A 26,864-nucleotide genomic window follows, 5' to 3' on the forward strand; every position below is an offset into this window, starting at 1 on the left:
TAGAAAGCAGCCAACCAACAGGCTAGCTGCTATGGGCTTTACTGTAGTGCATTCTTAACCTTATCTGCTACCTCTTCTGATACCCAGCTAGTCCATATATCTTCATGCTGATTCATCCACCAAACGGCTGTGTCATAAGCATCTGCACCATTCTCATCCATATACACCAACGCTTCTTCTGTAAGTTCACTACTTGTCTCATAGTGACTTAAGAAGTCGTACACTTCTGGCACTTGCTCCTTAAAATCCTTATGAACAGCTACCACAACATCATTCGGAGGGAATTCCGTCGCTTTTGATTCATTCCAAATTGCTTCTTCATATGGTGCTTCCTCTAGTAGTGTTAAGTCATATTTCGCCGTTATTAATGTAGGTTCCCAGTAGTACCCTACCCATGGCTTGCCCGATTCGTAAGCATTAACTAAATCCGCAACTGCAGCAGAGTCAGAACCTGGCATAAAGTTATTCATCGTTTCGTCTAATCCATAAGCCGTAAATTTATCATCAATAGCTTCTGCAACTACCCATCCACTCGGGGCATTAATAATACGACCACGTCCTGGATCTTCTGGGTCTTGAAACACATCAGGGTATTTCTTTAAATCCTCTACTGTGCGTAAATCCGGTGCTATAGGTTCAATACCACGTTCCGCATCTCCTTCGATAACATAGGTAGGAACATACAATCCTTGATTATTATCATTGAAGTTTACCGATACCGTTTCAAAGTCTCCAGCCTCTGTTGCTTCTTCATATAATTCTTTAATATTATCTGTCCATATTTCCATATAGGCATTAATATCACCTTGACGAAGGCCCTGTACTGTTGCTGTCGAAGATCCGGATGTTACTTCTGTATCATAGCCAAAGCCTTCTTCCATAATTATTTGTGCAATACTATTATGAATACGAATACTATCCCACCCTGCATCTGCTAGAACAATCTTATCAAGCTCACCATCTGAACTAGATCCACAAGCAGAAAGGATTATCAATATACTAGTTAAAAATAAAATGCCAATCTTTCTCATTAATATAAGCTCCTTTATCGTTTACTTTTTTTCGAATCCATGATAATCCCACACGAAATAGATAATATAAAATTCCTAATTATCCAAAAATTATAAGTATAATTATTCCGCTCTAATCTAAACCGCTATTTTAAATGAAAGGTGAAAACACTATCCACTTTAGAGGAGAATAATAGAAATGGTGTGGGGGTAATGAAAGAATATACCATGAATACAACAACATCTATTATGTTACTGAAATATTCCTATTCTATCAAACGGCATAAGTATGGAAATTATTGAATTATGTTACATTTTCCAAGCTTAAAGTTATATAAACATATAAAATTAGCTTTATTACCACCGATTCTCTCTATAACTAACGTATACTCCTGTTTTACTTCTCCATCATCTTGTGACAATAGTGGTCATTATACTATGCCAAGTCAGATTCGATCCATCCATCACGTTATCCCCTCAACTGCTTGCATTTTCAAGGTGATAATCATTGCATCTCCATGTATACCTTGCTATGATATAATAGTTCAATACGTGAACTATTCAAAACGTGAACCATATTACATCATTAGGGGGTGCTATTACGTGGAATTAAAGGATCTCGTGGAAAGGTATCAGAGTGCAATTACCCACGTTTATCGACGAGTAAACATTATTTTAAAAGAAAAAATCCAATCCGATATAACAACTGATCTATTTACGACATTACATTTTATTTATAAGCGAAAAAAATGTACCAGTACGGAAATAGCAACTGAATTTGGAATTGGCAAAAGTGCTGTTACAGCGCAAATTAATAGACTTTATGAAAAAGGTCTAATTGAACGTGATCGTGATGACGATGATAGAAGAGTGATTTATTTATATGTATCAGATAAAGGGATAGATTTTGTTGAAAATACGGAAAAGGAACTCTTTCAAGAGCTAGGCAATTATTTAGGAGATTTTGATGAGAAAGAAATTTATACCTTTATTTGTTCATTAGAAAAATTAGCTGAGAAAATGAAAGTAGAATAAGGAGAGGAAATGTCGTATGAAACAAATCATTCGTTTACGATGGTTCATAGCCGCTGCTTGGATAATAGCTGCTGTCGGCTTATTTATCTTTGCCCCTAACCTCCAAGAACTAGTGCGGGAAAAGGGACAAATTACTGCACCAGAAGATTCACCATCATCTCAAGCAAGTAAGCTTATTGAATCGATGTCTGATGATAGTACCTCAAATTCCGCAAGTGCTGTTCTAGTGTTTCACGAGGATAATGGATTTGATGATGAAAAGAGAAATGAAGTAATCGAGGCGATTGATCTACTAGAAGCAGATCAGGACAAACTGGGGATTTCTGATGTATTAGCATTTCATACAGATCCCGCTATTGAAGAACAAACCGTCTCTGAAGACGGGAAGACGATAATTGTTCCCTTTCAAGTATCGTTAGAAAATCAAGAAATAGAAGAAGCCCGTGAAGGAATCTATACGGCACTTGAATCTATTGATCTAGAACATTACTTAACTGGTGAATCATTTATTACCAAAGACATTATTATTAATTCTGAAGAAGGTTTAAAGAAAACGGAGCTTATTACCGTTGGATTAATTCTTATCATATTATTTGTTGTCTTTAGATCCTTTATCGCGCCATTTATTCCGTTATTAACAGTAGGTATTTCTTATTTAGCTGCTCAAGGAATCGTGTCCATTTTAGCAGATAAAGTAGATTTCCCACTGTCCACCTTTACCCAAATATTCATGGTAGCCGTCATGTTTGGGATAGGGACAGACTATTGTATTCTATTAATTAGTCGATTTAAAGAAGAAATGGCTAATCACGATACAATCAAAGATGCCGTATTACACACATACAAGTCTAGCGGTAAAACTGTGCTATTTGCAGGAATTGCCGTGTTAATTGGCTTTTCTACCATCGGCTTATCAACCTTTTCATTATATCAATCTGCTGTTGCTGTAGCGGTTGGTGTAGCCGTCGTATTAATTGCCTTAGTCACATTAGTACCATTTTTCCTAGTTGTTCTCGGAAAAAAACTGTTCTGGCCTTTTGATAAATCCGTTTCTCATAAGGATAGTAAATTATGGGGATCGATTGGTACACTCGCATGGGCTAGACCAATTATTGCATTAGCGATTATTGCGGTGATTACCGTGCCAGCTTTATTAAGCTATCATGGTGACAAATCGTATAACTCCTTAGAAGAGATCGGAGAGTCCTATGACTCTGTAAAGGGATTTAATTATATAGCAGATAGCTTTGGACCAGGTCAAACGATGCCAACTACTGTTGTATTAGAATCCGATCACCCTGTAGATACGGCGGAGGCATTCCAACAAATAGAGAACCTCTCGGAAGCAATTGCCAAATTAGAAGGAGTAGAGCAGGTTCGTAGTGCAACTAGACCAACTGGCTCCATTATAGATGATTTTCTTGTAGACAATGTTACCGGCCAGCTTGCTGATGGAATTGGCCAAAGTACCGATGGTTTATCTGAAATCCAAGCAGGATTACAGGACGCTTCAGGCGAGCTGAAAGATGCAGAACCTCAATTGCAGGAAGCACAAGATGGCATCGATCAATTATTAGAAGGAACGGCGTCAGCTAATGACGGAATTGGTGAAATTCAAACCGCACTCCAGGACATTCAAACAGGTATCAATTCCGGTTCCATTGGTGCTGGAGATGCGAAAGGTGGTCTAGAGCGAATAAAAGATAACCTCGATCAGACAATCGAAGGTAATAAAGAATTACTAAAAGGTTATCAAGAAGTGGCGAAAGGATTAACCGATCTTAATGACGGACAGTTTAGCACAATAAGTCAGCTTCCTGGAACAATCAAACAAGTTTATAACAGTCTAAGTACTGTATTAAGCAATCATCCTGAATTACAGCAGGATACGGATTTCATGACGGCTTATATGACATTAGAGGAACTTTCAAAACAAACAGAACCGTTAGCAGATATCCAAAATATGATGCGAACGAATGTTATTATTCCTTTAAATCAGTTAAATGATCAACATGAACAGTTCAACCTAAACCAATCCATTCAAGCACAAGAGCAGTTATCTGCTGGTATCGGCGAATTAATACGTGGTATTGAACAACTAGAATCTGGTTTAAGCCAAGCCGCTAATGGTCAGAGACAAGTAGTAGATAATATGCCAAGCTTACGTGATGGATTATCACAAATTTATGGTGGGCAGGAAGAACTGAAGACCGCTTTTGAAGATATGCAAAACCAATTAGGCGAACTATCATCCGGCCTATCAGAAGGTGCAGATGGCTTACAACAAGTTGGCGATGGTCTAGTACAAGTTAAAGAATATCTAGAAGACATTGAAACAGATTCGAACAATCCAATTGTCATGATTCCGGATGAAGCATTAAATAATGATGCATTTATAGAAGCAGCTAATATGTATCTGTCTGATGATAAAACGATTGTAAAATTTGAAGTCGTCTTAGGTTATAACCCTTATTCGACTGATGCTTTAAACATGATTGAAAAAATTAGCGACAAAGTGGACGAAGCAAAAAGAGATACCATTTTCGAAGCAAGTGATGCGTTATTAGGTGGAATCAGTAGTACGAATCATGACCTACAGAACGTGTCAGATGAAGATTACGCTAGAACGGTGTTATTTATGATTATTGGAATCTTCATTATCCTGATCATTTTACTACGTTCCATTATTATGCCAATCTATCTTATTGGATCCTTAATCTTAACTTACTTTACGTCCATGGCTATAGCCGAAATTATTTTTGTCAATATAATGGGGTACGATGGACTTACTTGGGCAGTACCATTCTTTGCCTTTGTAATGTTAACCGCTCTTGGTATTGACTATAGTATTTTCTTAATGGATCGCTTTAATGAATATCGCGATGGAAATCTAAAGGATGCCATGTTAACAGCAATGAAGAAGATGGGAACAGTTATTATTTCTGCAGCAGTTATACTAGGTGGTACATTTGCTGCCATGCTCCCTTCAGGAGTACTTTCTATCTTACAAATTGCTACCGTTGTCCTTCTTGGATTATTCTTATATGCCCTAGTGATGTTACCACTGTTCATTCCAGTAATGGTAAAACTATTTGGTAATGCAAACTGGTGGCCATTTAAAAAGGATTAATCATCTTAATAAAAAGCATGTGGATTCTTTTATACGTTTCACATGCTTTTTCATTACAACTAATCTATCCGATCCTTTTCTCTAGCCAATTTATCTCGTGATTTAGTCTCTGGTGGTTGTTCTAGCCACTTGTTTTTAATCATGATGTCTACTCCACTTTTTGAATATGCAGCCACCTCCAAAGATAAACGCTCATAGTTAAGCATGAGGTCGCTTCGTTGGCTTGCAGCAGCTGCGGTGGCATAGTTTCCAACCCCTGCCTGCATCAATAAGGAGATTTGGAACATCATCATTTTATCAGAAAAGGTCCACGTTGTTGAATCACTAACTGCTACATCAGGTACCTCAGGAGCTTCGATGTCCTCCTTTATTAACAAATCGGTAAATAGTTTAAGATGTTTCTTCGCAATTTCCTTTCCTCTTAGCATAAATTCTTGTACTTCTTTAGTAGGAGAGGTTTGCGCAAAAGAAATACAAAGCTTCATTCCTAAAGCATTGGTCATAATATTCATATATAAGTATGAAATTTCTATTGCATTTAGTGGTCGCTTTTCATTAAAAGGATTTAAACCACTTAAATACTGTTTGCTACGGACATAATCCGCTTCTTTAGGCACCATAATATATGGATGTCGTGCATTAATCCCTTTTTCTAGTTGAATATCTAATGTCCGATTATATAGTTCGGCAGTAGATTGTAAGGCTTGTGTAAAATAATCTCGTATATCCTCTCTCGTACACATCGTAAGAAATCCACTGTAGGCAACCATCCCAACCCTTGCCATATGATTCACATAGGTCAAGCAGAAAGTATCGGTATATAGCCATGGCGCTTCCATGTTCACATCGTTTTCCTCAAATGCCATCGGAACGGCGTAATCTTCTTTTTCAAATATATCCTTCATTTTCTTTAGATGGGATATAGATAGCTCACTAGCATGCTGAACAACAGGAATAATATCGCTATCTTCTAAATCCTTCAACATATAAAGCAGTACCCATTTTGACATACTGTCATTCATGTAATTGGTCCAAAGTGAAGCTATTTCTCCTGAAGTTAAATTAATATTATTATTCACAGCTTACCTCCTTAGCAGGGATCATAATTACGTTTATTATCTCCTACCTTTTCTTTTTTTATCAGATTTTACCTAATTAAAAATGTTCTTGCCTCACCTAAGAGACAAGAACATTCTAATAAATTATTTAACGGAATCTTTTATTATCTCAACTACTCGATCACGTGATTTTTCACTTTGAAACTCTTTCATTTTATCTAACATAATTGGTGCTTGCTGAACTAATTTCTCTAGTTCCTTTATGAGGGTATCATCTGTTAAATCCTCTTCCTCTAGAACCCGAGCATAGCTCTTATCTTGAAATGACTTCGCATTAATAATTTGATCCCCTCTACTTGCTTCTCTTGATAGCGGAATAAGTAGCATCGGAATTCGAAGTGCTAAAAATTCAAATATAGCATTCGACCCTGCACGGGATAAGACGAAATCTGTTGCTGCAAATATATCTTTTAGCTCTTTATTTACATATTCAAATTGTATATAGCCATCTTTTTTAATGGATTCATCTATTTTACCCGTTCCACAAATATGAACTACTTGGAAATGGGGTAGTAATTCGTTGAGTGTACCTCGAATGGTTGCATTTATTTTTTCAGAACCACCACTACCACCCATAATTAACAATACTGGCTTGGTCCGATTGAATCCACATAACGCAAGTCCCTTGTCTTTATCACCTTGAAATAACTCTTCTCGAATAACCGCACCAACATATTCCGCTTTGTTCTCTGGTAAATATTTCATGGTTTCTGGGAAGGTTGCTAGCACTTTTTTCGAGAATGGAATGGCTAGTTTATTGGCAAGACCCGGTGTATAATCCGATTCATGAATAACTGCTGAAACACCTCGCATTTTGGAAGCAAGAACAACCGGAACAGACACAAAACCACCCTTGGAGAAAATAACAGAAGGTTTACGTTTCCCGATGATTCTCCATGCTTGAAGTGTACCTTTCATTACTTTGAATGGGTCTTTCATATTCTCTATTGACATATACCGTCGTAATTTCCCAGTTGAGATTGGATAATATGTGACACCCTCCAACTGTTCAATTAATGTGCGTTCGATTCCATTTTTAGAACCAATATAATCAATTTCCCATCCCTCTCGCTGGAATACAGGAATTAGTGCCAAGTTGACAATAACATGTCCTGCAGAGCCACCGCCCGTGAATAGAATTCGTTTGTTTTTCATAATATCTTGAAGTCCCCTCTTTCCAATTACTAAAAAAGCTTTAGAAATGCCTACTTAGCGACGCAAACGAGAATTCAAGAGGTCCTGATTTCTTACTTTCGCTAGACATCTTTCTATACACTTTCTTTTCTTTCCACATCATCGTATAATTACGTTTATGCATGATAAACCATTACCTCTCTATCCTATTAAAAAATATCGGAAAAAGGAAGCATTATATGTATCAGACTGACAGTTTAAAACAAAAGTTGAAATTATTTATCTATATTTTCTTTCCCATTTTAATTACACAAGTAAGCTTAAACCTAATGACCTTCTTCGATACGGTCATGTCTGGACAGGCTGGAGCAGAAGATTTAGCAGGAGTAGCTATAGGTTCTAGCTTATGGGTACCTGTATTTACTGGGATTAATGGGATTTTACTAGCGATTACCCCCATTATTGCCCATTTATTAGGTGCTAAAGAGGACAAATCTATTAATCAAAAAGTACAACAAGCCATCTATCTTTCCATCGGGCTAGCAGTTGTCATCCTACTCATTGGGTTCATTCTACTAGATCCAGTTCTCCAAATGATGAATTTAGAAGCGAATGTGAACCATATCGCCAAGTATTATCTTATTACATTAGGTACTGGTATTATTCCTTTATTCATCTTTAATACGTTAAGAAGTTTTATTGACGCATTAGGACAAACACGCATATCGATGGTGATTATCTTAATCGCTTTACCAATTAATATCCTATTTAATTATATGTTTATCTTTGGTAAGCTTGGCGTGCCTGCTTATGGCGGAATTGGAGCTGGTATTGCAACAGCATTAACCTATTGGGTCACCTGTGTCATAGCCTTTCTGATTTTAGCTAGGATGCATCCATTTCGTGGTTATAACTTGTTTACAAAATGGGTCAAGCCTAAGGTTACGGATTGGTTAGAGCAATTAAAGATTGGTGTACCAATCGGATTTGCCATCTTCTTTGAAACTAGTATATTTGCTGCTGTAACATTGCTGATGAGCACATACAATACCAATACGATTGCAGCTCACCAGGCTGCTATGAATTTTGCCTCACTTCTCTATATGATTCCGTTAAGTGTTGGAATTGCATTAACAATCACAGTTGGATACGAAGTCGGTGCCAAAAGAATGCATGATGCAAAAATCTATGGGCTTCTAGGAATAAGTGGTGGAATCTTTATAGCATTATTCAATGGTGCCATCCTCTATATTTTCCGAGAAGGGGTAGCTGGATTGTATAATTCAGATCCAGATTTAATCCATTTAACGGTTCAATTTATTGGCTTTGCAATTGTGTTTCAGGTTGCCGATGCTTTTGCCGCTCCGATTCAAGGAGCACTTCGAGGCTATAAAGATGTGAATATGACCTTAGTTATAGCCCTTGTTTCTTATTGGGTGATTGGTTTACCAACAGGATGGGGACTTGCTAACTTCACTTCCTTGGAACCATTTGGCTATTGGGTAGGCATCATCGTCGGCTTAAGTGCAGGCGCTATTGCCTTGTTAGGAAGACTGATGTTCATTCAGAAAAAATATCGGAAAGAAATGATGGACTCATCTGCTAGTTAATTGGTGGATGAGTTTTTTGTTATTTATTCTAAGAAGCAGGAAAGATAAGCCCGGAATGGAGCAAAAATCAAAATTTATTACGTATGAATTTAATGTAGAAGTGGTTGCTGAGACATTATCAGAATATTGATTAATTCAAAAAGGCTTGAGGTCCTATTCCTCAAGCCTTTTGATTTTGTCTTTATATGGTTAAATAAACAAACCTGCAATGGTTGCCGACAAGATGGAAGCTAATGTTGCTCCTAATAAGAGTTTTAACCCAAACTTGGATACTTCTCCACCCTTTTCTCGGTCAATACCCTGAACTGTTCCGGCAATAATTCCAATAGATGAAAAATTAGCAAAGGATGTTAAAAATACGGTTACAATCCCTACTGTTTTTTCTGATACTTGTCCTAACAATGTTTGGAATTCTAGCATGGCTACAAATTCATTAGTTACAATCTTAGTTCCCATGATACCACCAGCTTCTATTACTTCGCTGGCTGGGATACCCATTAGAAAACCAATCGGTGCTAGTACATAGCCGAGTATTTGTTGAAGGGTAACACCAGCAAAAATAGCTTGAATAATCCAGTTAACAAGCTCCAATGCAGCAATAAATGCTACTAACATCGTACCTACGATTAGCGCAATTTTACCACCTTCTAATGCACCATTTCCCATCGCTTCGAATATACTCTTATCATTGGAAACATCTGAAATATCAACCTTATCCTCCGCTTTTGGAACATGCACTGGCGCAATTACCGATGCAATGATTAAGGCGCTAAACATATTTAAAGGTAATGCCACTAATACATATTCTGCCGGTAACATTTGCATATATGCTCCGACAATAGATGCTGAGACAGACCCCATCGCAGAGGCACTGACAATGTATAATCGATTCGCTGTTAAGTGATGGAACTGTGAACGAATTGCGATTAAAGCCTCGGACTGTCCAAAGAAAATACTATTCACTGCATTAAACGATTCTACTTTCGGCAGCCCCGTAATTTTAGAAATAAGTCCACCTAAATATTTGATGATCATTGGAAGTATCTTCAAGTAAGTTAAAACAGATAATATAGTAGCAAAGAAGATAATTAACAGTAAGACATCAAAGAAAAAGACGCCACCTTCTGCTTGCATGACACCACCAAGTATGAAATCGACTCCTGCATTACCGAATTCAATCAATTTATTAAATACAGATGATATGCCATTAATAATCGTTTGACCGATCGTTGTAGAAAACATGAACCATGTAATGAGGAGTTGGGCAAGAATCATAACTCCAATTCCTCGATAATTAATTAAACTACGTTGATTTGATAATAAATAAGCAATAACTAAAACGACAATGATTGCTACTATCCCAAGAATAATATTCATATGATGTATTTCCTCCTAAGTTGTCTACATTACTCTATTAGTAATACCCAATTTAATTTGTAATAACAGGAATAAAGATAATATCTCACTCCCAAAAATAAAAATCCCTGCTATAACTCCCGTTATAGCAGGGAAAGACTATTATTTATCCTTCTAATAATAAATCGTAAGGATCTTCCAGTAGTTGTTTCACTCGAACTAAGAACTGAACTGCCTCTTTACCATCAACAATTCTATGGTCATAAGAAAGTGCCAAATACATCATTGGACGAACTTCGATAGAATCGTCAGGCATTACAACTGGACGTTTAATGATATTATGCATTCCTAAAATCCCAACCTGTGGCGCGTTTAAGATTGGTGTAGAAAGCATAGATCCGAATGTTCCACCATTTGTTATCGTGAAGGTGCCACCTTGTAGATCTTGAATTCCAAGCTCTTTGTTACGAGCTTTTTTACCTAGGTTAGCAATCTCACGCTCAACACCTGCGAAGTCTAAGCGATCTGCATCACGAACAACTGGTACTACTAATCCATCATCTGTTGAAACAGCAATACCGATATCATAGTATTTTTTAACGATAAGGTCTGTACCATTAATTTCGGCATTTAACAGTGGGAAGTCTTTTAATGCTCCAACAACTGCTTTTGTAAAGAATGACATGAAACCAAGCTTCACACCGTGTTTTTCCACGAATTTATCTTTCCGTTCGCTACGAAGCTTCATTACATTGGTTAAGTCTACTTCGTTAAAAGTAGTAAGCATGGCAGCTGTTTGCTGTGCTTCTACCAATCGTTTGGCAATTGTTTGACGTCGGCGAGACATTTTAACAATTTCAACAGGCTTATTGTACTCTGTTGCTTCCGCTTTAGGTGCTTCTTTCTTAGCTGGTACAGGCGTTTCTGTCTGCTTTGGAGCATTAGCAGCAGCTTCTACATCTTCAGGACGTACACGACCTAGTGGATCACGAGTTGGCACCGTACTTAAATCGATATTTAATTCGCGAGCGCGTTTTCTTGCTGCTGGTGAAGCAATAATATCACGGCTTGAATCCGACTCTTCTTCCGTTTTTGGCGCTTCAGCTTTAGGAGCTTCAGCTACTGGAGTTTCTTCTTTAGCTGGTGCCACTCTCTCTTCTTTAGTAGGCTCAGAAGTTACGCCGCCTTCAGCACTAACTTTTGCAATAACATCACCAACAACCACGTCATCGCCTTCTTCACGTACGATTTCAGCAATAACACCGGAAACTTCAGCATTCACTTCCACATTAACTTTGTCTGTTTCTAATTCTACAACAGGGTCGCCTTTTTCAACTGTATCCCCCACTTTTACTAACCATTCGGCAATTGTTCCTTCTGTAATCGATTCGGCAAGTTCAGGTACTTTAATTTCTTTCACTGGAATCTCCTCCTAATGTCGGGTTAATTGCTTGCTGTATAATTCTCTCTTGTTCTGCTTTATGCACATTTGGATCACCAACAGCTGGCGCTGAACGATCTGGGCGTCCAATATATCGTAAGCTTTGACCAGTTTTTACTAGGTCTCTTAGATAATCATCTACAAAATCCCATGCTCCCATATTTTTCGGTTCTTCTTGAACCCAAACAATTTCTTCAAGATTTGGAAGTTCTTTTATTACTTTTTCCAACTCTTTCATCGGGAATGGATAAATTTGCTCTAATCGCACTGCGCGTAGCCAATCATACTTTTCATTAGAATTATCAATAGCCTCTTCAATATCTACCATGACTTTACCAGTACCAATAAGTAAACGTTTCGCATTTTTCTTACTTACTTTTAAGTTTGGTTGATTACGTAGTGGCTCGAATTTCCCTTCTGTGAAATCCTTCGCAACTGACGCAATACGTTGATTTCGAAGTAAGCTACTCTTAGGAGTCATTAGTACTAATGGACGTGCTTCTTCCTTATTACGCAAAGCTGCCTGTCTTCGAATTAGATGGAAGAATTGTGCAGATGACGTTACATACGCTACAATCCAGTTATTCTCAGCTGCCATTTGTAAGAAACGCTCTAATCTTGCACTTGAGTGTTCTGGCCCTTGTCCTTCATAGCCATGTGGTAACAACATAACCATATTAGACTTATCTCCCCATTTAGCCCGGGCAGCAGAGATAAATTGATCAAAGACCGTTTGTGCTACGTTAGCAAAGTCACCAAACTGTGCTTCCCAGAGAACTAATGTATTAGGAGCTTGAACACTATAGCCATATTCAAATCCTAAAACCGCCACTTCGGAAAGTGGGCTGTTTCGGACTTCAAACGATGCATTAGCATCTACCCCATGAAAGATACTATACTTTTCGTTTGTAACCGCATCATTTAAAACAGCATGGCGGTGTGCAAATGTACCACGTTCAGAGTCCTGACCTGTTAAACGAATAGGTATACCGTCTTTAAGAATACTTGCATAAGCAAGCGCTTCCCCTGCACCCCAATCAACTGTATTTCCTTCGTTTAATGCTTCTTTACGACGCTTAAAGATTCTTGCAAGCTTTTTATTTTCTGTAAAGCCTTCAGGTCGCTTAAATAATTCTTCATTAAGCGCTACTAGATCACCCATGGATACAGCAGTTTCATATTTTTCTAAATCGGTATTTAGTGCATCTGGCATCGGTTTACATTCTACTTTAGCAATTTCCGTTTCTTTCATACCATCGTAAATTGCTTTTAGATTTTGTTCAACCTTCTCTACCATTTGGTCAAATTCTTCTTTTGTTACTACTCCTTTACCCATTAATTCATTAGCAAAAACATTGGCAGGAGTTGGATGATTATCGATCAAGCTATATAGCTTAGGTTGTGTCACCCTAGGCTCATCCATTTCATTGTGACCATAACGACGATATCCGACTAAGTCTATTAAAATATCCTTGTTGAACTTCTGACGATAGTCATAAGCGAGTTTAATCGCTGACACACAAGCAATTGGGTCATCCGCATTTACGTGAATAACTGGAATTTCGAATCCTTTTGCTAAATCACTTGCATAACGAGTTGAACGGCCATCCTCCCTGTCCGTTGTATACCCTAACAAGTTATTCGCAATGATGTGTAATGTTCCACCGGTTCTATATCCAGGTAAATTTGCCAGATTAAGTGTTTCTGCAACGACACCTTCCCCGATAAATGCAGCATCACCATGAATTAATACTGGAATCGCTTTAGAAACATCCTGCTTTGGATACCCACTTTGCGTACGATCATCCTGTGCTGCTCTAGCAAATCCTTCTACTACCGGATTAACAAATTCCAGATGTGATGGATTATGTGCTAAAGTAATCTTTATCGTTGTTTCTTCTCCATCTTTTACATCCTTAACCGCACCAAAATGGTATTTAACATCTCCAGTCCATCCATAGTTAATGCCTCTAGAACCTTCTGAAGGAATTAACTCCTTGTTCGGTGAATGATGGAATTCAGAGAAGATTTTATCCATTGGTTTACCTAATATATGCGCTAGCACACTTAATCTACCACGGTGTGCCATCCCCATCATAATATTTTCCACGTTATCTTCTGTCGCATATTTAACAATATGATCAAGCATAGGAACCATGGATTCTAGTCCCTCAATAGAGAAACGCTTTTGTCCGACAAAAGTCTTCTGTAAAAATCCTTCAAAACCTTCTACGTTAGCTAAACGATCTAATAGTTGCTTTTTCTCTTCATTGGTTAAATCTAGACGAGCTTTTCCTGACTCAATATAATCGGATAACCATGCTCTTTCTTCATCACTATCTACATGGTCATATTCAAATGTAATCGTACCCGTATAATATTTTCTTAATTCGCGAACGACATCAAGCGCTGTATCCACACCGACAGGCGCTTTTTCCCAAACCCAATTAGCAGGCATTTCTTTTAAATCTGCTTCTGTTAAACCATAGGTCTGTGGGTTAAGTAATTCCGATTTTCTTTCCTCGTTAATATTTACTGGGTAAATATCTGCTTCCAAATGTCCGAAACGACGAATAGCCTCAACTAATCTATAGGTTGAGGTAATTTTCTTGACATCGCTTATGGAAGTGCTTGTAGAACTTTGTTGAATACTATCGGTTGAAGTGCCCAACCAATTAGGAGCTCCATATTGATCAAACAACTGTCTTAATGACTGATCAATAGCTCGAGGGTCCTCTTTATATAGCTCATACTGTTCTTCCACATACCCCATGTTAGGACCATGAAACTCTCCCCAGAATCTTTGTGAAGATTCATCATTTTGTGCCACGTCTTATACCCCCATTAGAAGTTAACATTTCTCCGTATGAAAACGGTTTTTAATTGCAATTCTATTATAGAACTGACTTAATTCTACATCAACTAATATACCTTATTTTCAGGGCGGAAACAATATATCTTATGCCCATTATTCTAGAATTGTATCGAATTAGTAATTTGCCGAATTTTCTTACTTATCATTTCATACATTTGTAACCAATCTTAGTTCACATTCTGAATATTTTTCGCTATAATGAGGACAGATATAATGAACTTTTCTTACATATGTATTTAATTTAAAGGAGGCCCCAACATGAAGTTAGCCCTAATCATAGGTGTTTCAGTAACATTTCTAGTATCCATCTTCACTGCTGGCTATGAAGGAAAACCAGGAGTACCTAAGAAAAATCAATAATTGAAATAAGAGAAACTAGCTTCGAAATGGAGCTAGTTTTTTGTTTGGCTGGGGTTTTGTGGGTAGATGTTTGTGTTTGATTACTCGAATATAGTACTGATTTTTATAGGGGATAAGTTCCAGGTTGCCTCTTTCTTACACATATCATTTTATACTCTGGCAAATTCACTATATAGAGAGTAAAGGCGCTCTCTCTGTTATTAACATTTTCTATTTAGGGTACAGACGAACTCTCTCTGTTACCTTTTCCACCGCACTTTCTACATTTTGGGCACTGACAACCTCTCTCTGTTACCTTTTTCGCCGCACTTTCTACATTTTGGGCACTGACAGCCTTCCTCTGTTACCTTTTTCACGGAGCTTTCTCCTTTTTGGGCACTGACAGCCTCTCTCTGTTACCTTTTCCACGGCAAACTCTCAAATCAGGGTACAGACAATATTCACTTTGCTATAGCAAACAAAAACGCCACCCACGATATTAGTGAGTGACGTCCAACCTAGATTAATTTCGGAAAGCCTTGTTGTCTTAATGCTTCATATATGATGATTGCTGCTGTATTGGATAAGTTCAAAGAACGAACCTTGTCATTCATATGAATTCTAAGGCATTGATCTTCTTTTCCTACTAATAGCTCCTTAGGAAATCCTGTTGATTCTTTGCCAAAGACAAAGAAGATGTCTTCCTCCATATTGCTATAATCATAATCGGTATAATGCTTTGTACCGAAGTTTTCAATATAATAAAACTTCCCTTGTGGATATTTATCATATAACTCAAATATGGATTGATACTCCGCCATATCGACATGTTGCCAATAATCTAATCCAGCTCGGCGAACCGCCTTTTCATCCGTAGAAAACCCTAATGGATGAATTAAATGTAGCTTTGTATCTGTTGCTAAGCATGTTCTTCCGATGTTCCCTGTATTAGCTGGAATTTCTGGTTCAAATAATACGACATGTAAACTCACTATTCATTTCTCCTTGCTTTATTCCTTTGCACTAGTAACTGAACTATTATATCACTAATCACCAATACGGAAAAACTTATATTTTATATTCGGTGTATAAGCACTTGAATCTTCATATGACCAATATCGATGTCGGCTGTTTTGGGTATGAGCGTTGACTAAAGGCATCCCGTCCCTATCTTTAGCGACGACAATAGTTGTATGGTCCCACCTGCCATCTCCTTGAAAATCATAGCAAATAACATCACCCGGCTGCAGTTCGCTGGCAGAATCAACTTCTGTCCCCTTTAAACCGTGCGTCGATCCAGCTAAAAACCATCGTAAAGAATGGGCAACAGCCCAACTATAACTCCAATTATCACCTGTATACCACCAGCCCTGATTCCGATTCGGCGCTCCTCTCATTGGCGCTCCACCTGCACGCAAACATTGGGAAACATAGTTAGTACAATCGACATCGAATTTTCGATATTGTGGATTATAACTATTCCACCACCGTTCTGCATACTGAACTGCAGCAAGGCGATCATAGCTGAATCGGTCATACTCACTTTGCCCAGAATCAGGTTCTAATTTACCAGTAGGTTCTTCCATTTGTCTTACTAGTGTTTGCTTGTGGTCAATAATGTTGCCATTTTTTAAAATAAACTCGTACGGGATGGTCCGTTCTTCTCGTGTAAAATGATCCCCTTGCTTCAGTAGCATCGTTAAGTGTAAATGGTAATATACCTTTTCCTCCTGATCATACTTCATTCTTTGGTAAATATGACCTTTCCCATGTACTCGAACAAGCTTGACATTACGCTTATCATGTAATAATTTATGACTTTCTATCCAGTCGAACTTTGGATCATTTGATTCAAATAGCTCCAACCAGAATTTCTTCAGTATATTCATATAAAATCCCTCCATTAAAATATATATGGAGGGAAGGCATGTCTAAGATAAAATTTCTTCGTGTTTTAATAAATATTCTTTCTTATCCAATCCACCATTATAACCCACAAGTCTGCCATCAGACCCGAGGACACGATGACACGGAACGACGATGGAAAAAGGATTCTTGTTTACCGCTCCTCCAACCGCACGGACAGCCTTTGGATTTCCTATAGCTATTGCAATATCCTTATACGTTTTTGCCTTCCCAAAAGGAATCTCTTCAACCAGAGTTTGCCACACTTTCTTTTGAAATGCAGTCCCATAGAAGGCAAAGCGAAATGTGAATTCTTTTCTATCCTTTTGAAAATACGCAACAAGCTGGTCCTTTATTGGAGCAACCTTTGCTTCATCATGAACAAGGGAAGTATGTGGAATATGCTTTTCCAGCCATTTCATCACCTTCGATTCATTCTCAGAAAATGATCCGTAATCAATGCGGTATAGTTGTTCCCCGTCCGTCAATATAAGTAACTTTCCGATTGGTATGTCAATTTCACCATAATAAATCGTTACCATAAACCATTCACCTATCCTTTGGATGATTGTACTTCACGAAATGCTAAGCCCTTCTCCATTTCAAAAAGCACATCCTGATCCGATTCTTTTTCCATTGCTTTTGTTATTGCATCAAATGCTTCCTCTGTTCCGATTTTACCTAGGGACCATGCTGCTGTACCACGAATTACCGGCCGGGGGTCATTATTCATAATAGAAATTAATTCGTCTACTGCCGTTTTATCCTTATAATGACCAAGTCCAATAATCGCATTTCGTTGAATTGGTTTTTTTCCGCGCCAAGAACCTGAAATATGGCCAAACTGTTCTTTAAATTCCCGATTGGATATTGTCAGCATTGGTTTAAGTAGTGGTTTAGCAATATCGTCTTCAGGTTCAAATTCTGGATGATGATGAAAATCGACCTTCTGATTCTTCGGACAAACTAGCTGACATGTGTCACAGCCATAAACGCGATTTCCAAGTTTGGAACGAAACTCCTCAGGAAGAAAATCTTTAGTTTGCGTTAGAAAAGCAATACAACGCTGTGCATTCAATTGCCCCCCTTGAACAATCGCTCCAGTTGGACATGCGTCAATACATTTACGACAATCTCCACAACCATCCTCTATCGGGCTGTCTGGTATGAATGGAATATTGGTGATGAGTTCCCCTAAATATACAAAGGAACCAAATTCTTCGGTAATCAGCAAGGTGTTTTTACCTGTAAAGCCAACTCCTGCACGCTCTGCTACGGCACGGTCAGATAACTCCCCCGTGTCAACCATCACCTTCGTAACAGCATCCGTTACTTTTTCATGGATAAATCGTTCTAGTTTCTGCAGTCGATCCCGAAGAACATCATGATAATCCATCCCCCAAGATGCACGACAGAAAAAACCTCTCCGTTCTTCCTTCCTACTCTTAGGTGCATCTTTTCTCATCCGGGAAGGGTATGCCATGGCAATAGAAATGATGGATTGGGCTCCAGGCAACAATCGTTTTGGCTCCGTTCGTTCTTCATTAGTACCTTTTTCAAAACCCGATTGATACCCTAGCTCTTGCTGTCGCTTCAACCGCTCTTTTAGTTCAGTGAACACATCAGCCGTTGTGAAGCCAATCTTATCAATACCAATTTCTTTACTGTAGTCAATAATTTCCTGTTTAAGCTGGTCGGTATTCATCGCCATTCCTCCCTTCTCTGATTATCTTTACCATACTACGTGGAAATTGTTTTGTTAAGTATTCTGAGGAATTATTGTAGAAGAAAAGTAAAAACGCAACATCTCGTAAGTAATTACGAGACACTGCGTTAGGACATATGTATGGAGCGGGTGATGGGAATCGAACCCACGACATTAGCTTGGAAGGCTAGAGTTTTACCATTAAACTACACCCGCATTAAGTGTATTTATTTAAATATAATTACTCACGCAAAGTCATGTCCCTGCGTCTACTAGTTTTTCAAGGAAGCATATTCCTCGGGGCAACTCGTAGTTTATTCGGTAGAAGTCTCGCTCGTGGCTAGAGTTTTACCATTAAACTACACCCGCATTAAGTGAATTTATTTAAATATAATTACTCACGCAAAGTCATGCCCCTGCGTCTACTAGTTTTTCAAGGAAGCATATTCCTCGGGGCAACTCGTAGTTTATTCGGTAGAAGTCTCGCTCGTGGCTAGAGTTTTACCATTAAACTACACCCGCATTAAGTGTATATAGTATATTGTGATTACTCACACATATTGACAATGTTTTGTGAATGCAGAATTTATTATAGCAACATTTTCGACAGGATGCAAGGGAAATTTTAATTTCCTCTATAGTTTCTGTAAATTTTATAGCTGAATTGTCGAATTTTGACGGTATGCAACAGACCTCTAATCCTCTGTTCCCTCGCCCACCACATAGAAGACTAACCCATTTTAATAATACGAATATTATATAAAAACAATCATTTACAATACTATAAGGAAGTAATAAAATAGTCATATCACTAAGGAGGGGAATAGCGTTGTCTTTATTTCCAGTAATCTTATCACAAGCTAAATTTATCCATCGAGACAGTTTAAAATTTCCTATTGAAGAGCGCGCGCTTCAGTTTGGCGATGGTATATATGAAGTTATTCGAGTATACAAAGGGAACTACTACTTATTAGATGAACACATCGATCGATTATATCGTTCTACAGAAGCTATTAAAATTAAACTCTCGCAATCTAAAGAGGAATTAAAAAAATTACTATTAGAATTATTAGAGCGTAACAATGTAACAGAAGACGGAAAGGTATATATGCAAGTATCCAGAGGATCAGCACCTCGTGATCATGTCTTCCCGACCGATGTGGAACCAAATGTCTATGCCTATGTACAGCCTCTTGCTCGTAATCTAGAAGCTTTACGAAACGGCGTTCAGGTCATTACCCACCGTGATATCCGTTGGGAGAATTGTTTTATAAAGAGCTTGAATCTATTACCTAATGTCATGGCTAAGCAAGAAGCAAAAGAGCATGGCTGTTATGAAGCAATCCTTCATCGAAATGGTCGGGTAACGGAATGTTCTGCTGCGAATATTTATTTAGTTAAAAACGGCACGATCTATACGCATCCTGCAACAAACAACATCTTACATGGGTGTGTTCGGATGGCAATTGAACGATTCGTCGATGAATTATCAATTCCATTTATCGAGGAAGCTTTTACGCTAGAGGAGATTACAGAAGCTGATGAACTCTTCTTATCTAGCAGTACATCCGAGGTTATGCCTATTGTTCAGGTCGACGGGAAGCTAGTTCAAGACGGAAAGCCTGGTGAAATAACAAGAAAGCTACAAGCAGCATACGAGAAAGATGCCAATATAATCGAAAACATCATAGCAAACGCTTAATGAACGGCTGTCTTATTATCCGGGAAAACTCCCTTAATGAGACAGCCCTACTTTCTTTTACACCATTTTACCCATAAGGAGGTCGAAATGAAGAAAATCACCATTATAGGAAATCCGGGAGCTGGAAAATCAACCTTAGCAAGGCAGCTTGGCGACAAACTTAATATCCCTGTCTATCATATGGATTCCTTATATTGGAAGCCGAACTGGCAGCCAAGTGAGGATACCGAACTAATCCAAAAACATGATGAAATATTAAAGCAGGATAGCTGGATCATTGATGGCAACTATAGCGCAACCTTACCAAAGCGGTTTGCCGATGCGGATACGATTATTTTCTTAAACTACCCAACCCTACGTACATTATATGGGATAACGAAAAGAAGAATTCAATATCGGAATCGGACAAGACCAGACATGGCAGAAGGTTGTCATGAGCGATTAAACTTAGACTTTATCCGCTGGACAAAAGATTACAACAAAAATAAAGCACCCAAAATGTATAAAAGATTAGCAAATTTAACGAACAAAGATATCCATATTTTTAAAAATAGAAAACAATTAACGGATTGGTTACAACAAAAACTACCAAACTAGCAATTCGCAATTGCTTCGTAACCCGAAGTAGTTTAAAATGGGAAATAAGTATTCGTCTTCTCTGTTGACAATACTCTAGTTAGCCCTATGCAGATGATTAATTTTCGAAATATTCCATCTGCAAAAAAATCCAATTTACAAATCGGAGGTTTAATCAATGACAAAACGCGCAATCACGACAGAAGATTTTATGAGCTTGGAAGTATTTAGTGATCCACAGTTTGCTCCTGATGGAACTACATATGCTTATGTTTCAACTACAATCAATGATAAAAAAGAATACGAATCCAATCTATTTGTTCAAGACCTAAACGAGAAAACAGCTAGACAATGGACATTCGGTCACCATAAAAATAGCAACCCCCGTTTTTCTCCGGATGGAACGAAGGTGCTATTCCAATCCAACCGAAGTGGCGTACCACAATTATGGCTACTTCCTTTAGACGGTGGTGAAGCAAAGCAGCTTACAAACTTTAAGAATGGTGCTGTCAATGCGGAATGGTCCAAAGACGGAAAATCAATCCTATTCACTGCTTCATTAGACAAAGATGACGATGTTGCCAATCAAAATGAACTGTCAAAGGAAGAACTCCAAAAAGAAAAAGAAGAAAAAAGTAAACAACCACTTCATGTTACGAATCTAAAATATAAATCTGATGCACAAGGATTCCTTGATGATAAGAAAGCTCATATTGTTCTTTATGACGTGGAAAAAGAAACCTTCACCCAATTAACAGAAGGTGACCATCACTACAGCTATCAAGATATTTCTCCAGACGGCTCAACCATTTTATTCTCTGCTAATCTAAGTGAAGAATCGGATTACGAGCTAAAAAGCGATATCTATCTCTTAGATACAGCTACAAAAGCTATTACACGACTAACAGACGGTGACGGTGCTTACTACACAGCAAAATATTCTCCAAGTGGAAATAAGATTGCTTATCTTGGACATAAACAACAGTATTTAAATGCTACTTTAACAGAGCTATATGTCTATGATGTTCAAACGAAAGAAACAGTATGTCTAAGTGAAGACTGGGACTTCCAGCTTGGCGATTTAATGGTAGGTGACACTCGTCTAGGCGGTTCAGAAGGTGGTCCAGTATGGTCAAGTGATGAGAATAAAGTATTTTTCATTGGATCAGATAATGGTGCTGTCAATCTTTATGAAGTCAGCTTAACTGGAGAATTAAAAAGCTTATATCAAGCAGACAGCCATGTATTTGGTTTCAGCTATCATCCAACAAATGAAAGCTTTGTTATCGGTGTGAGCACACCTACTGTTCCATGTAATTTCTATTTACTAGATTCAAAAGCTACTGTAGAACAGCTAACAGATGCAAACCGCGAATTTTTAGACAACGTTGCAACGAGCGTTCCTGAAAGCATTACATTTAAAGCGAAAGACGGCTGGGATATTCATGGTTGGGTGTTGCGTCCTTATGGATTTGAGGAAGGAAAGAAATATCCATTAGTACTAGAGGTTCATGGTGGCCCACATGCTATGTATGGACAAACCTTCTTCCACGAAATGCAGTTACTAGCAGCTCAAGGCTATGTTGTCTTGTATACGAATCCTCGCGGAAGCCATGGTTATGGTCAGAAATTCGTTGATGCTTGTCGTGGTGACTATGGTGGTGGCGATTACGGTGACGTTATGTCTGCCGTGGATTATGCACTAGAGACTTATGATTTTATCGACCAAGAACGACTAGGCGTAACAGGAGGAAGCTATGGTGGTTTCATGACGAACTGGATTGTAGGTCACACTAATCGATTCAAAGCTGCAGTTACACAGCGTTCTATTAGTAACTGGCTTAGCTTCTATGGAGTAAGTGACATTGGTTACTTCTTCAACAAATGGCAGCACGGCTATGATTTACTAGACGACCCTAAAGCATTATGGGATATCTCGCCTTTAAAATATGCAGATAAGGTAGAAACTCCACTATTAATTTTGCATGGTGAGTTAGATTACCGTTGCCCAATTGAGCAAGGGGAGCAGTTCTTTGTAGCATTAAAACATTTGAAAAAAGAAGTAGAATTCGTTCGCTTCCCAGGTGCTAACCATGAACTAAGTCGTAGTGGAAAACCAGAAATGCGTGTTGAACGTTTAAATCATATTTTACGCTGGTTTGACAAGTATTTGTAAAATAGCATGTTGAAATGAAATATGGTGAGTGTCTTCGTAGAAAATTAGAGACACTCGCCTTTTTACGCTTCTTTATCATATTCATTACCTATTCATTATCTAAATTATCCTTAAGAAACGTATTCAATACCTGTTTATACCTCGCCTCATCCATGACAAACGACTCGCCATGGTTCGCCCCGTCAAAGGTCACTAGCTCAGCCTTACTTTTCGTATGTTCATAGAGCTCATGTGTCATTTCTGTCGGAACAAAGGTATCACCATTCCCTGTTATATATAAAATAGGCACCTTTGCTTTTTTCACTTGTTCTAGTGCAGAAGCTTCCTTAAATGAATAACCAGCTCGTGCTTTCGTTAGGAGACTTGTAGAATGAATAAAGGGAAAAGCAGGAAGATTAAACATTCTATCAATCTGGTAGGAGAACAAATCATGTACACTTGTATACGGACTATCAGCAATCACTACTTTCACATTATCCGGTAGCTCCTCCCCTGCTGTCATTAGAACCGTGCCAGCTCCCATTGATAATCCATGAAGGATAATTTCCGTATCCGGACCTAACTTATTAATCAATAACTGAATCCAATCGACATAATCTAATCGGTCCGGCCAACCAAATCCATAGTAATTACCTTCACTTTTGCCATGACCTCGTGAATCAGCAGTAAAGAAGTTATACCCTAATTCCTCATAATAGTACTGGCCATATAAGCCCATATCACTTCCACGGCCTAAATACCCATGAGCAGCGATAACAAGCTTATTCGTCGGTTTTTTAGCCTCAAGGAAATAGCCTTGAAGTAATAAACCATCCCGTGACGTCATCTCCATATATTCAAACTCCTGGTCAGCTACCCAATCACGCCAGCCACCTTCTAGTAGCACGTCCATCGTTTCAGCAGACACTTCAAGGTCCTTATTCCCACTTAAGAAATCCTTTGGTCCTCGACTTATCGCTAAATCATAAAAATAAAAACTAGCGATAACATCTATAATGAATAAAATAATAAATAGTCCAGCTAAGCCCTTTATAATCTTTCTCTTCACCATATTTCCCCCTAGAGTTTACTCTTGTTGTCTATCATACTATTATACTAGAAATTTTTACAAAAAATTTAAAATTCTTTTTGGTAGATATTTGTAACAACACCAGGATTACACATTATTTTTCAAAAAAGGCTATAGGAGAGAACATACATTGAAGTTATCTACATAAAATTAGCTCCGGAACTATACCTATACTCCAAAAGCGACATCGGTAAATGCCTTATAGAAATAAGGACAGCTAGGCTCACCATCTGCCTGTTAGAGCAATGTATATTTCCGGAGCGAGTGACTTATCGTATCATCGATTCCATTTATTTTGATTTAAATATGTCTTCTTTCCATTAAATGGATGCCAATTCCCATCATCCCTACACCCATTAATACTAAAACACTAACTGGTATTAAAACCTCTGACAGCGGATAGCCATACACCACTATGCCTTCTAGAGCCTGCATCCCATAATAAAGCGGATCAGCTTTCGCCAGGGTTAATAATAACTTCGACTCCACAATCTCAATTGGCCAATATGCCCCACCAATCATTGCCATACTAACTGAAATAATCGGTAGTATAGCATTAAATTGCTGCATGTTCTTTACAATAGCTGTAATTAAAAGAGAGAGTGCAACAATGGCAAATACATAAGGAATTAACAGTAATAATGTTTCAACAAATCGTCCATTAAAGTCAACTCCGACAATATACCGGAATACCGAAAATGTGATAGCCACTTGGATATAGCCGGTAATAAAGCTATAAATTAAATTCGCAACATACATCTCCCACTTTTTCACCGGGGATAAAATCATTCGGTCCCATATCCCCTCTCTTTTTTCCAATAAGATGGAGATTACATTATAAGCAATCGTATAAATAACAAAGAATAAGGAAAAACCAAATATGTGATGTAGGTTACTATTATAAACAAACGCGCCTTCCCCACGAAAACTTGTTGATTCGATAGAAAAAATCGGTTCACTTAATTCCTGCTTCATCGTTTCTACGAATGCTTCTTGCTCCGTTTTTGATGTTAGACCACTCTGCTCGATAAGCTGTTCTTGCAAACGTTTATCTAAATAAGCAGAGCGAATAGTGCGTTCAATTAGCCCTGTATTAAAGGAATCTACCCCGACAACAATTTGAAAGTCCTCTTCCTTTAAAACAACACCTAATTCACTCTTCCCATCGGAAACCATCTCTTTTAGTTCATCCTCTGTCACCCAGATAAATTTCATCGATTCTTCCAATTCCAAAAATTCTATTATAGAAGCGTCCACATTATGTTCTGCATAGACCGGAACCGTTATATTGCCTGGGCCCGTTGATCCACCAAAGATAAGGGCAAAGACGATCGACATGCCAGTAAACATCAAAAATGTAAACGGAGCACGGATAAACTGCTTTAGCTTCGCGTTTAAGATTCCAATCATGAAGATACCCCCCTCTTCGGAAAACATAAAATTGCAATTACTACGACCGCTAACCCAAAGCATACTAAATAGATTAGCTGATTCCCTATTGCACCAAGCTCTTCCCCCCGTAATATAGTCAAATATGCTGTCATACTAGCACCATTTGGGGTTAGATTTCCGATAAACTGAATCGTTTTAGAAAATTCACCAACAGGTGCAAAGCTACCACCTAAAACAGCGAATACCGTGACTATAATACCGGAGAAGATATGGATAATCGATTCTGAATTTCCTCGGAAGCTCAAAGAAACTAATAGAACTGCAACACCACCTACCGCAAGAGAAAAGGCCAACGTTACTAGTAAAAATCCCGTTAATCCTGGCCATGTCACACCAAATACAAATCGCGAAAACGTAAAGATAATAATAGCCTGGATAAACGCAAACATCGTTCCAGAAATCCATATACCAAGAAAATACACCCATCTTGATACATTAGCTACAATAATTCTATCTAATACATGCATTCTCTTTTCGTTATACGCAATAGAACCGATAGCACTTGCTATAAACAAAACGTTCATTAATACCATACCTAACGTATAATAAGCCTGGGATGTGACAGGTTCTTTTTCATTGATTGTTACGATCTCACTTTTTATACTTTCTTCATCTAACTGCAATGTTTCCATATCCAATTGATTATCCTCAACAAACTTCCCTAACGTCATTTGCTCTTGAAATTGTTGCAAAATACGATGGATAATCGAAACACCAGATTGATGCCCTTCATTTTGTATAATGAGAAATGCAGGTTGTTCATCCTTATTTCCAATTAAATTGGATAGCGTATCATACGTAAAATTCTCAGGCACTTCAATTAACGAAGTATACGAATCATCTGCTAAGACTCGCTCACGCTCAGAGGGATTAATATACTCTACTTTAATAAACTCCTGGACTGTTTCATTTTCCAAGACCGATTCCTTTAGTAGATTAATCGGTGCCATATGATCGATGTTCGTACGAATCTGTTCCAATACATCAGGTGGAAGTACCTTCTCCATATCCTGCAAAAACCGTTCAACTTGCACCTCTTCCGCTTCATGTTCCAAAAACGCCACTTGAAGTGATATTGGCTGACTCTCCCCGTTTATCCAATTACCTAACGCAGTGGATAGAATCGTAATAAGTAATACCGGAAGCGCAAGAAGTAATAATAATTCTTGAGGGTTTCTTAAGATAATGAGACCTTGCTTTTTAATAATATTCCACAGCATCCTATTCCCCC

At 38.2% G+C, this 26,864-nt stretch carries 20 protein-coding genes and 1 tRNA gene; 7 read left to right on the forward strand and 14 right to left on the reverse strand.

The genetic code is table 11. The features are described from left to right. Nucleotides 1–38: 38 nt before the first annotated feature. Nucleotides 39–1,031, reverse strand: a complete 993-nt coding sequence (locus KGF86_RS10260; RefSeq protein ID WP_211741773.1) for an ABC transporter substrate-binding protein — start codon at nt 1,029–1,031, stop codon at nt 39–41. 582 nt (nt 1,032–1,613) lie between these two features. Between KGF86_RS10260 and KGF86_RS10265 the strand changes: the two genes are divergently transcribed. Then, entirely contained in the window at nt 1,614–2,045 is a 432-nt protein-coding gene (locus tag KGF86_RS10265) for a MarR family transcriptional regulator (protein WP_186869267.1), read from the forward strand. A 16-nt stretch (nt 2,046–2,061) separates the two neighbouring features. Then, a complete protein-coding gene (locus tag KGF86_RS10270) occupies nt 2,062–5,175 on the forward strand; it encodes an MMPL family transporter (protein ID WP_211741774.1) in 3,114 nt (1,037 codons plus the stop codon). 59 nt (nt 5,176–5,234) lie between these two features. Here KGF86_RS10270 and KGF86_RS10275 read toward each other — a convergent pair whose 3' ends face one another. Further along, nucleotides 5,235–6,254 (reverse strand): DUF3231 family protein, encoded by a 1,020-nt coding sequence (locus KGF86_RS10275; RefSeq protein WP_211741775.1) that lies wholly within the window; start codon nt 6,252–6,254, stop codon nt 5,235–5,237. Nucleotides 6,255–6,377: 123 nt separating this feature from the next. After that, nucleotides 6,378–7,448: an undecaprenyldiphospho-muramoylpentapeptide beta-N-acetylglucosaminyltransferase gene (locus KGF86_RS10280; protein ID WP_211741776.1), complete on the reverse strand. Its 1,071-nt coding sequence runs from the start codon at nt 7,446–7,448 to the stop codon at nt 6,378–6,380. A gap of 218 nt (nt 7,449–7,666) precedes the next feature. Here KGF86_RS10280 and KGF86_RS10285 point away from each other — a divergent pair, with 218 nt between their 5' ends. Both KGF86_RS10285 and KGF86_RS19505 read left to right on the forward strand, forming a co-directional pair. Further along, entirely contained in the window at nt 7,667–9,037 is a 1,371-nt protein-coding gene (locus tag KGF86_RS10285; protein WP_211741777.1) for an MATE family efflux transporter, read from the forward strand. A 7-nt stretch (nt 9,038–9,044) separates the two neighbouring features. Next, the gene (locus tag KGF86_RS19505) at nt 9,045–9,167 is read left to right on the forward strand and encodes a hypothetical protein (RefSeq protein ID WP_281413780.1); all 123 of its coding nucleotides are present in this window, start codon (nt 9,045–9,047) and stop codon (nt 9,165–9,167) included. A 59-nt stretch (nt 9,168–9,226) separates the two neighbouring features. Here KGF86_RS19505 and KGF86_RS10290 read toward each other — a convergent pair whose 3' ends face one another. The 8 genes from KGF86_RS10290 to KGF86_RS10325 all read right to left on the reverse strand — a co-directional run bounded on the left by KGF86_RS10290 (nt 9,227) and on the right by KGF86_RS10325 (nt 18,874). Then, nucleotides 9,227–10,414, reverse strand: coding sequence for a NupC/NupG family nucleoside CNT transporter (locus KGF86_RS10290; protein WP_186869262.1), 1,188 nt, complete (start codon nt 10,412–10,414; stop codon nt 9,227–9,229). Nucleotides 10,415–10,559: 145 nt separating this feature from the next. Continuing rightward, nucleotides 10,560–11,813, reverse strand: coding sequence for a 2-oxoglutarate dehydrogenase complex dihydrolipoyllysine-residue succinyltransferase (odhB, locus tag KGF86_RS10295; protein ID WP_211741778.1), 1,254 nt, complete (start codon nt 11,811–11,813; stop codon nt 10,560–10,562). Beyond that, nucleotides 11,800–14,664, reverse strand: a complete 2,865-nt coding sequence (locus tag KGF86_RS10300; protein ID WP_211741779.1) for a 2-oxoglutarate dehydrogenase E1 component — start codon at nt 14,662–14,664, stop codon at nt 11,800–11,802. The genes odhB and KGF86_RS10300 overlap by 14 nt, the downstream gene beginning before the upstream one ends. A 902-nt stretch (nt 14,665–15,566) precedes the next feature. Beyond that, the gene (locus KGF86_RS10305; protein WP_186869259.1) at nt 15,567–16,040 is read right to left on the reverse strand and encodes a TrmH family RNA methyltransferase; all 474 of its coding nucleotides are present in this window, start codon (nt 16,038–16,040) and stop codon (nt 15,567–15,569) included. 54 nt (nt 16,041–16,094) lie between these two features. Then, nucleotides 16,095–16,937 carry an amidase domain-containing protein gene (locus KGF86_RS10310; protein WP_211741780.1) on the reverse strand — a complete coding sequence of 281 codons (843 nt, stop codon included), beginning with the start codon at nt 16,935–16,937 and terminating at the stop codon, nt 16,095–16,097. A 42-nt stretch (nt 16,938–16,979) separates the two neighbouring features. Beyond that, nucleotides 16,980–17,495, reverse strand: coding sequence for a methylated-DNA--[protein]-cysteine S-methyltransferase (locus tag KGF86_RS10315; RefSeq protein WP_186869257.1), 516 nt, complete (start codon nt 17,493–17,495; stop codon nt 16,980–16,982). Nucleotides 17,496–17,506: 11 nt separating this feature from the next. Continuing rightward, nucleotides 17,507–18,658: a tRNA epoxyqueuosine(34) reductase QueG gene (queG, locus tag KGF86_RS10320; RefSeq protein WP_186869256.1), complete on the reverse strand. Its 1,152-nt coding sequence runs from the start codon at nt 18,656–18,658 to the stop codon at nt 17,507–17,509. Nucleotides 18,659–18,800: 142 nt separating this feature from the next. Further along, nucleotides 18,801–18,874: transfer RNA gene (locus KGF86_RS10325), tRNA-Gly, on the reverse strand. A gap of 613 nt (nt 18,875–19,487) precedes the next feature. On the opposite strand from KGF86_RS10325, the gene dat reads away from it, so the two are divergent. The 3 genes from dat (at nt 19,488) to KGF86_RS10340 (ending at nt 23,112) form a co-directional block, all read left to right on the forward strand. After that, nucleotides 19,488–20,360, forward strand: a complete 873-nt coding sequence (gene dat / locus KGF86_RS10330; RefSeq protein ID WP_186869255.1) for a D-amino-acid transaminase — start codon at nt 19,488–19,490, stop codon at nt 20,358–20,360. 87 nt (nt 20,361–20,447) lie between these two features. Further along, on the forward strand, nt 20,448–20,957 hold the full coding sequence (locus KGF86_RS10335; protein WP_211741781.1) for a DNA topology modulation protein: 510 nt from the start codon (nt 20,448–20,450) through the stop codon (nt 20,955–20,957). Nucleotides 20,958–21,114: 157 nt separating this feature from the next. Further along, nucleotides 21,115–23,112 (forward strand): S9 family peptidase, encoded by a 1,998-nt coding sequence (locus KGF86_RS10340; protein WP_211741782.1) that lies wholly within the window; start codon nt 21,115–21,117, stop codon nt 23,110–23,112. 88 nt (nt 23,113–23,200) lie between these two features. On the opposite strand, the gene KGF86_RS10345 is transcribed toward KGF86_RS10340, so the two are convergent. The 3 genes from KGF86_RS10345 to KGF86_RS10355 all read right to left on the reverse strand — a co-directional run bounded on the left by KGF86_RS10345 (nt 23,201) and on the right by KGF86_RS10355 (nt 26,853). Further along, nucleotides 23,201–24,163, reverse strand: a complete 963-nt coding sequence (locus KGF86_RS10345; protein ID WP_186869252.1) for an alpha/beta hydrolase — start codon at nt 24,161–24,163, stop codon at nt 23,201–23,203. A 318-nt stretch (nt 24,164–24,481) separates the two neighbouring features. Next, on the reverse strand, nt 24,482–25,591 hold the full coding sequence (locus tag KGF86_RS10350) for an ABC transporter permease (protein WP_211741783.1): 1,110 nt from the start codon (nt 25,589–25,591) through the stop codon (nt 24,482–24,484). Continuing rightward, complete coding sequence (locus KGF86_RS10355) at nt 25,588–26,853, reverse strand: ABC transporter permease (protein WP_211741784.1); 1,266 nt, start codon at nt 26,851–26,853, stop codon at nt 25,588–25,590. Before KGF86_RS10355 ends, KGF86_RS10350 begins: the two co-directional genes overlap by 4 nt. Between the last annotated feature and the right edge of the window lie 11 nt (nt 26,854–26,864).

This window comes from Ornithinibacillus massiliensis (assembly GCF_018310345.1).
Classification (GTDB): Bacteria; Bacillota; Bacilli; order Bacillales; family Amphibacillaceae; genus Ornithinibacillus; species Ornithinibacillus massiliensis.